Origin of the sequence: Aquidulcibacter sp. (genome assembly GCF_044346625.1) — a bacterium.
GTDB lineage: Bacteria > Pseudomonadota > Alphaproteobacteria > Caulobacterales > Aquidulcibacteraceae > Aquidulcibacter.
The window spans coordinates 1-7,425 of sequence record NZ_JBIIYV010000100.1 but is presented as its reverse complement, the minus strand read 5'-3'; the positions used below and the strand labels follow the sequence as shown (position 1 = coordinate 7,425).

The following is a 7,425-nucleotide window of genomic DNA, read 5'->3' as shown; positions in this document are numbered from 1 at the left end:
CCGTCGCTGGCCCCGCGCACTTCAAATCCAGCCCGTGTAAGACGACGCATCAGCATTTCGCGATTGTCGTCATGATCCTCGGCCAGCAAAATTCTTTGCATGACGGTCCCCTGTTACCTATCGTTCATCAATTTCATGATTTGCGTGCATTTGAATAGGCAAAACTGTATCCCATGGGTCAAGAATTGGCTCTCCATAGGCGATAGCGCGGCAACTCAATGGTTTCTACATGGGAAACTTCGCGCTTCGGGCGAATGAGCCGCGCAATCGCGGCACCCAACACTGAGCCCAAAATTGGCTTCATGAAATGCTCTTGGGCGCCAAGGGCGATCGACTTGCGTTGATCATCATCGGCCGCAATCATAACAATGGGTGTGTCATTCAGTGCTGCATTGGCGCGCAGAGCGGCCAGACAGGCATAACCGTCGATATCTGGCAGTTCGACGTTCAAGATTACCAGATCAACGGCGCGATTGGCCAGATAGGCGAGGGCCGAACTGCCTGTAGAGGCCATCGCGCTATTCAGGCCCAGGCTTTGGGCTGCCCGCAGCGCCAACGTATTGCTGACTTCATCATCATCGATCACGAGGATCAATGGCGCAGCCTCGTCTGCTCCAATCTGCACATCCACATCCTTGGCCTGCAAGCCTTTTGCTGGCAGCGACAGGGTAAAGGTGGATCCAAGTCCGGCAACGCTTTCTACACCAACAGTCCCACCTAGGAGTTGCATCATTTCGCGGGTAAGGGCGAGGCCAAGGCCGGTTCCGCCATAAACGCGCGTGACAGAGCCATCACCTTGTTGGAACGGCTCAAACAATCGGGATTGAGCTTCCGCGCTCATCCCAATGCCGGTGTCAGCTACTTTGATTTCATACTTTGCACGCCCCGTTGCTGTGCCCTGCTTTTCAAACGTGACAGCGACTTGCCCATCTTGAGTGAATTTGATCGCATTGGAGATAAGGTTCATCAAACATTGGCGCAGGCGGAACCCGTCGGTTAGAACGACGATCGGGTCGTCTGGACTTACCAAGATCATTTGATTGCCACGATTTTTTGCTAAAGGGCCCAAGCTCTGCAGGACTTCATCAGCCAGCTCGACCAAGTTAACCGGTTCGTGGGTGATTTCCATCTTGCCTGCCTCGATCTTTGCAAGATCGAGGATTTCATTGATCAATTTCAAGAGGTGATGGGCTGAATCCTGAACCTTGCGCGCATCACGAGCGGCGTCTTGTCTGCCGTCCTGTTCGGCATCTTCAATCAGCATCTCAGTATAGCCCAAAATGGCGTGAAGCGGGGTGCGCAATTCATGGCTGACATTGGCCATCAATTGGGACTTCGCTTGGCTGGCGATCTCTGCATTCAGGCGCGCTTCGCTCAATTGCTGCACGGCGGTCGCCAGCAAGTTGTCACGCTGGTCGATGTCGCCCAGAACGCGCTCAAAGCCTGCCAATAATTGCCCGGCACTTTGAGTGTTGGGGTCTTGACCCCCTGACATATCGAGCGGCTCTTTCAAAATCTCGAGCTTCTCATGCCAAGATGGCTGGCTGGGCTTTAAACTCAGCACCTCTGGTCCACAGATTTCTTCCAAAAGTTTGCGCTTCTCGTCCAAGGCCTCTTGCGCGCGAGCAATCATGACGGTCAAACGTTGTTGCTTGGCCTTTTCATCCGCGCGCGCGAGGAAAACTTCGGTGACGTCTTGGGCATACCCAATCGCCCCGCCAATCTTGCCGTCTGGCGTATACCAAGGGTGGACTTCCCAATCGAAATAGACTTCAATCTCGTCCGTTCGCACCTGTTGGTCGCCTGTTTGTTGGCTGCTGACCCCAGTCAGCGCTAAGCCAATTGCTTGACACCAGTCCTGCTTTGCTGAAGGCATAGCTTCGGCCATGGTCTTACCTAAAACGTCCGCTTCGCTCACCTGGATAGTCATAGCCCCAAGCCACGCCTCATTAACCGCAATAAAGCGGGCCTCGGTATCAAATAGGGCGGCCCGTGTGCTGGTATGTTTGAAGATCAGTTTTGAGATCATCGCATCGCGCGCTGCAGCTCGGCCTTGGACCAAAGCCTCTCTGCGGGCGCGTTCCAGCTTGCGTTCAACAATATCGCGCGTGCGCCACGCCAAAATGACATAGGCTAACCCGCAGATAGCCGCGAGGCAGACGACATAATGGCTAAACTCTGGGTGGGCTTTGTGGCTAGCATACGGGTGCCATAAGCTTAACAGCGGCAGTGCAAAAAACGGCACCAAGGTTATGCTGCCGGAAAGGCGCGATACCGACAAAATGCCCGTGGCACGGGTCGCTGAGGCGGCCAGCATAGTCGTTGCAGCAATCGCCAAGGCTAACTCACCTGTTGCAATCATCGCAATTGGGGCGATCATAAAGCCACAAACGGTCAGGGCGCACATCACACCTAACTGGATTGCAGCGCTTTTGGTGCGCAAATGATCGCGCCCACTTCGAAGCAACCAGCCGGCAAACCAAGTATCGACCGTAAACAGCGCTAAAAACCCGGCCGCCCAAATCAATGGCCAAATATGATTGGATGTTAGGGCAAATGCACTGCCTGCAATCACGATCATCAAGACAATGACCGGGGCTTCCTTTCGGACGTTGGTAAAGTGTTTGTGCAGCGCATATGGACGTATCAAGGCGGTATACTCGCAATAATTCCCTGCTCCTTCTAATTCATTTGGATTAACATTGGGTCTCTGAAACCGGTCGTATTAATTCAAGGTTGGAAGATTGTTCCGCGCCAGGCCGGGATTTGATTATGCCAACACCGCCCCCAACTAAGTCACCCAAGTTCCAACAAGAGGGCGTCATGGTCTGAGAAGTTTTGATCAATAATTGTTAGTTTGATTTCGGTCGCCAAAGACGGGCTGCACAGACAAAGATCAAGCGTGTGCTGCCAGCGATGAAAGCGGAACGTCGGGACCGTTGGCCGATTGAGAAGGTGCAAGCCGTCTGCAGCCATCAGGGGCGCTAACTCGTCCAATCCAGTCAACGTGTTGAAGTCGCCTAAGATGATGACGCGTCCGGGCGTGCGCTCTGCCATAGCCCGCATTTCGAGAAATTGTTTTGCCCTCACTTTTCGGTCCAGAGAGAAATGCGCGAAAAAAAGGGTTAAATCTCGCGCCAGCGTGATCTGGTAAATGAGGCGCTTGGTGCCGTTCTCAAAATAAAGGTGCGCAAATGCATGCGGGCTTTTCGCAAGGAAGCCATTACTTTTCCCATGATGGAACGGCATTCTTGAGAGCCGACTTTCAGGACCATATTTGTCGGCAATATCAAAAACGGGATAGGTCGGCGAACAAAGGGCTTCGATCTGATTGTAGAAACTGGAGTGGGCGGACCCTCTGTCGAGCTCAATCAAGCAGCAGATATCTGGGTCATGTTGCTCAATAATCGCCCTAAATTGCGAGAGCACACGCCGTTGCATGGCCATGGTTTGGAATGCGTGGCGAAATACCTTCTTGGCATGATGACCGAGACTCCCGTCGATCCCCGTCGCATAGCCAAGGTTCGAGAATAGGATTTTCATCGCTCAAACATATTGGCAAACAAGGGCACCAACTTTGCCCATCCAGGTGTCCCAGGTGTTAGGGGCAGGAGAGGTGGCGGGGGTCGATGCGCAATTGTCTAAATCAATTTTGGATTGCGCAACAAACTCAAGAATATGGGCTTGGTTTGCCAAGACGACATTCACTTCGCGATTATAGACAAGGCTTAAAAAGTCAAAATTGCAACTACCCAGCGTGGCCCACGAAGAGTCGATAATGGCATATTTGGCATGGAGAACCTCTGGCTGATAAAATACGACCTCAAATCCAAGTGAGCGCCACTGTTTGATCAGGGCTCGTGTCACCCCATCGGCAAGGGGAACATCTGTTTGGCTAGCCAGCATCAAGGTTACCGCAACCCCGCGCTGATGGGCTACCAATAGGGCAGAGCGAAGCGCTTGTGGCGGGAAGAAAAAAGGCGTCGCGATAAGGATTGCCCGTTGCGCGCTAGCAATTTTCGACAGCAATGCCTCGCGAATGGCGTGGGTTTTATACTCGGGTATCTGGGCGATGAATTGGTTGGGCTCGTGATCACTGGGATTTGCGCAAGCCTTGGGTGGATAGCCAAGGTTGAACGCCTCGCGGCACCAAACACGGTCAAAATCAGCCAAGGCTTGGCGGGCTACATTGCCTTCCAGCACGACCAGAGTGTCGCGCCAACCCGACATATGTTGAGCAACCCCCATGCTGCCGATGAAACAGGTCGTGCCATCGATATGCAGGGCCTTTGCGTGATCACGGGGGAAGCTCAGTGGTGGCAGAAGTCTTTGGAGCAAATTCATCGGTCGAAAAAAGACGAGTTTGACCCCGGACGACTTAAGGTCGGTCATGACCGCTTGTTGTTGCAAGCGTCGACTTCCAAATGCGTCCAATAAAAGCCGGACGCGCACCCCCGCCCGCGATCTGGCCATCAGAATATCCAGTAAACGACTTCCGATTGCGTCATCCCGAAGGATGTATTCTTCAAGCGAGATAGATTTCTCGGCTTGCTCGCAGGCGTCGCATATGGCCAGCCAAGCGTCCGTACTGGAGTAATAAAGACGCATAGGTTCCCGCTAATCCAGAAGGATCAGAAGCATGGGGCCACTCATGGGAATTCGATCACCACGCGCGATGGTACATCGCCTGCTTCCAAGCGCGCCAGCACCTCATTGATGGCTGATAAGGGTTGCAGCTCAATGTCGGCCTTGACCTTACCGTCTGCGGCAAAGGCTAAGCATTCAGCCAAGTCTTGGCGTGTGCCAACAAAAGACCCAACGATTGAAATGCAATTTGAGACCACATCAAATAAGGGTGTCGGAAACTCACCCGGTGGCAGTCCAACCAGCACACAGACCCCCCGCTTTCGTGTCATGCCGATCCCTTGGTGGAAGGCGGGCAAGGAGGGTGCAGTAATCAAAACACCATGCGCACCACCGTTTGTGGCCTCTTTGACCGCCACAACTGGATCAACGGTTTTCGCATTGACCATGATATCCGCCCCCAAAAGCTTCGCGTGGGCCAGCTTTGCGTCGTCAATATCGACCGCGCAAATTTTTAGGCCCATGGCTTTCGCATACTGGATGCCTAGATGGCCCAGTCCGCCACATCCCGAAATCACGATCCACTGCCCGGGCCGAGCCTTGGTTTCCTTGATGCCCTTATAGGTAGTCACGCCTGCGCAAATCAGCGGCGCGGCTTCGGTGGGGTGCAAGCGCTCCGGGATGTGCGCGACATAGTCTGGGTTAGCTAGAATGTAGCTCGCAAACCCACCATTGTGGGTATAGCCGCTAAACTGGGCTTCCGGGCACACAGTCTCCCAAGCGGAGAGACAATATTCGCAATGGCCACAGGCAGAATATAGCCAAGGCACACCCACGCGCTCGCCCATTTTGACGCTGGTGACGCTGTCGCCCATCGCCACCACGATCCCGATCGCCTCGTGACCTGGAATGAAAGGGAGGGCGGGTTTGACAGGCCAGTCGCCTTTGGCGGCGTGCACATCGGTATGGCAAACCCCGCAAGCCTCTGTCTTGATCAAAATCTGGTTCGGCCCGGGCGTCGGCACGTCAAAGTCTTTGAAGACCAGCTTTTGGCCAAAAGCCTCAACGACGGCAGCCTGCATTCGGACTGGAGCGGTAGCGTCCGTGATGGTCGACATAGAATTGATCCTGATCTTAAAAGCTGTTGAGCCGGGCGAAATGAACGTGCCCATGCCATTTGGCTTGCGATGATCAGGCGCGCTTTGATCCCCGTCATGTGATGTCGGCAATAATTGGCCGAGGAACGAACCCGCTCCGCGGGAGGTTTGTGTGTGATGGGCTGGGGGCATGTGGGGCAAAAGCGGACGTTCAAAGATAATGCAATCTAGGCGGAATGCACCCTGCGGCGTGGAAGGGATTGCTCGTTGATCATTGAATCGCGCTGGAAATTCACGCCTGTTACCAGCCTGGACTGCCTACCATTCCTCCAGTGAAAGGTTAGTCACCAACAACTTCTTCCCGCCACACATTCTTGCCGAGCATAATCCAATTGCAACAGTTTCATTCTCAGCGTCGAAATCAAAAATCGGTCACTCCAACGCATTTTAGCATCGTTGCAATTGGTCGATTCGCTCAGCCGTCCCTGTCCTCAGGAGAATCCTCATCCGGATTCAAACGATCGGCGACGTTCCTGATCAGCAGTAATGCATTGTCGGAATAGGGATCAATTCGTGCCTCCGCGCCATCGCCAAAGACGATAAAGACCGGTCCCAAGAGGTCTTGCCGCAAGCCCACAGCGTCGCCCAGATCGCGAGTGTATTCTGTGCCATCCTTTCCCCGCCAGTATAGTGCATTGCCTCGCCAACGCATCATTGATCCGCGCGCCTGACCATATTGGAAGATCGTGATCATCGTGCCGCATCCAAAGGCCATGATCAGCCAGAAGAGGATGGTCATCTGACTTTTGCCGTCCGGGCGGGAAGATCCCACAAACAGCCAAATATAGGCCATGAACAGCGTGAGCAGCGCGCCACCGCAAATTGCAACTGCATACATGGCACCCGGCTTTAGGCTGCGCCAGCCTCGCCGGTCAGTTGGGCTTTTGTTGCCCCAGGTTGTGATCGCGAACACGACCAGCGCCGATAGGAGGCCAATCACAATGTGTCTGGTCCAGTCGATTTCCATTTACCATCCCCGATGCTCCAAAAGCATTCTAACAGGCGTTCGTTGATGGCAGGTTGATGTGCATGACTATTTGAATGAATCACCGAAACGGTCGTTGCGCTGTGCGTAAGTTTAACTACTAGCTATGGCGTCGGACCCCTGTTAGTTTTATTGAATGGCACGCGAATATTGTATTGATGGAACTCTAACAGAGTCACTCGAAGCATTTTTTGATCAGTTCAGCAGAGTTGTGCTTCCTGATTCTTGGGGCAGAAACCTTGATGCCTTTAATGATGTCCTAAGAGGCGGCTTTGGAACACCGGAGGAAGGATTTATCCTTCGTTGGAAGAATTCAGCGCGCTCTAAAGAGCTGTTAGGGCCTACAGTTTTTGATTTGCTGATTGAAATCATTTCTGTGCATGACGCTGGCGGAGCTGAGGCTGAAGACAATGTACTCCTTATCTTGGAGTAAGGCTGCATTGGTATTCGTCGAAGGCAAGAGCGACTGACCTGGCCATTCACAATCCCATCGTAATCTGCTTGGATCCTCGAACGAGGCGAAGAACAAGCACTCTAGGGTCTCGTGAAGGTCCGCTTTCAAGACGCCCAGAACCGCCTTAAACGTCCATCCCCGTGAAGGGTTTCGGATGCTTTTGGGCGTCCGAAAGTGTCCGGAGAACGAATCTTTGTTGTTGTGGGCTGTGGCTATGGGGATTTCGGTTGGGGGCTTGGTTTGTT

Annotated in this window: 6 protein-coding genes; 1 reads left to right on the top strand and 5 read right to left on the bottom strand. The window is 53.4% G+C overall.

All coding sequences use genetic code 11. The features are described 5' to 3' along the window. Window positions 1–178: 178 nt before the first annotated feature. The 5 genes from ACIQ20_RS15055 to ACIQ20_RS15035 all read right to left on the bottom strand — a co-directional run bounded on the left by ACIQ20_RS15055 (window position 179) and on the right by ACIQ20_RS15035 (window position 6,708). Entirely contained in the window at window positions 179–2,650 is a 2,472-nt protein-coding gene (locus ACIQ20_RS15055) for an ATP-binding protein (protein WP_395781711.1), read from the bottom strand. Window positions 2,651–2,796: 146 nt separating this feature from the next. Next, window positions 2,797–3,543 (bottom strand): endonuclease/exonuclease/phosphatase family protein, encoded by a 747-nt coding sequence (locus tag ACIQ20_RS15050; protein WP_395781709.1) that lies wholly within the window; start codon window positions 3,541–3,543, stop codon window positions 2,797–2,799. A 3-nt stretch (window positions 3,544–3,546) separates the two neighbouring features. Then, window positions 3,547–4,608, bottom strand: a complete 1,062-nt coding sequence (locus tag ACIQ20_RS15045; protein ID WP_395781707.1) for a phosphatidylserine/phosphatidylglycerophosphate/cardiolipin synthase family protein — start codon at window positions 4,606–4,608, stop codon at window positions 3,547–3,549. Window positions 4,609–4,649: 41 nt separating this feature from the next. Then, on the bottom strand, window positions 4,650–5,702 hold the full coding sequence (locus ACIQ20_RS15040; RefSeq protein ID WP_395781705.1) for a zinc-dependent alcohol dehydrogenase: 1,053 nt from the start codon (window positions 5,700–5,702) through the stop codon (window positions 4,650–4,652). 454 nt (window positions 5,703–6,156) lie between these two features. Then, window positions 6,157–6,708, bottom strand: coding sequence for a hypothetical protein (locus ACIQ20_RS15035; protein ID WP_395781703.1), 552 nt, complete (start codon window positions 6,706–6,708; stop codon window positions 6,157–6,159). A gap of 154 nt (window positions 6,709–6,862) precedes the next feature. Here ACIQ20_RS15035 and ACIQ20_RS15030 point away from each other — a divergent pair, with 154 nt between their 5' ends. After that, window positions 6,863–7,159, top strand: coding sequence for a barstar family protein (locus ACIQ20_RS15030; RefSeq protein WP_395781701.1), 297 nt, complete (start codon window positions 6,863–6,865; stop codon window positions 7,157–7,159). The last annotated feature ends 266 nt before the right edge of the window (window positions 7,160–7,425 follow it).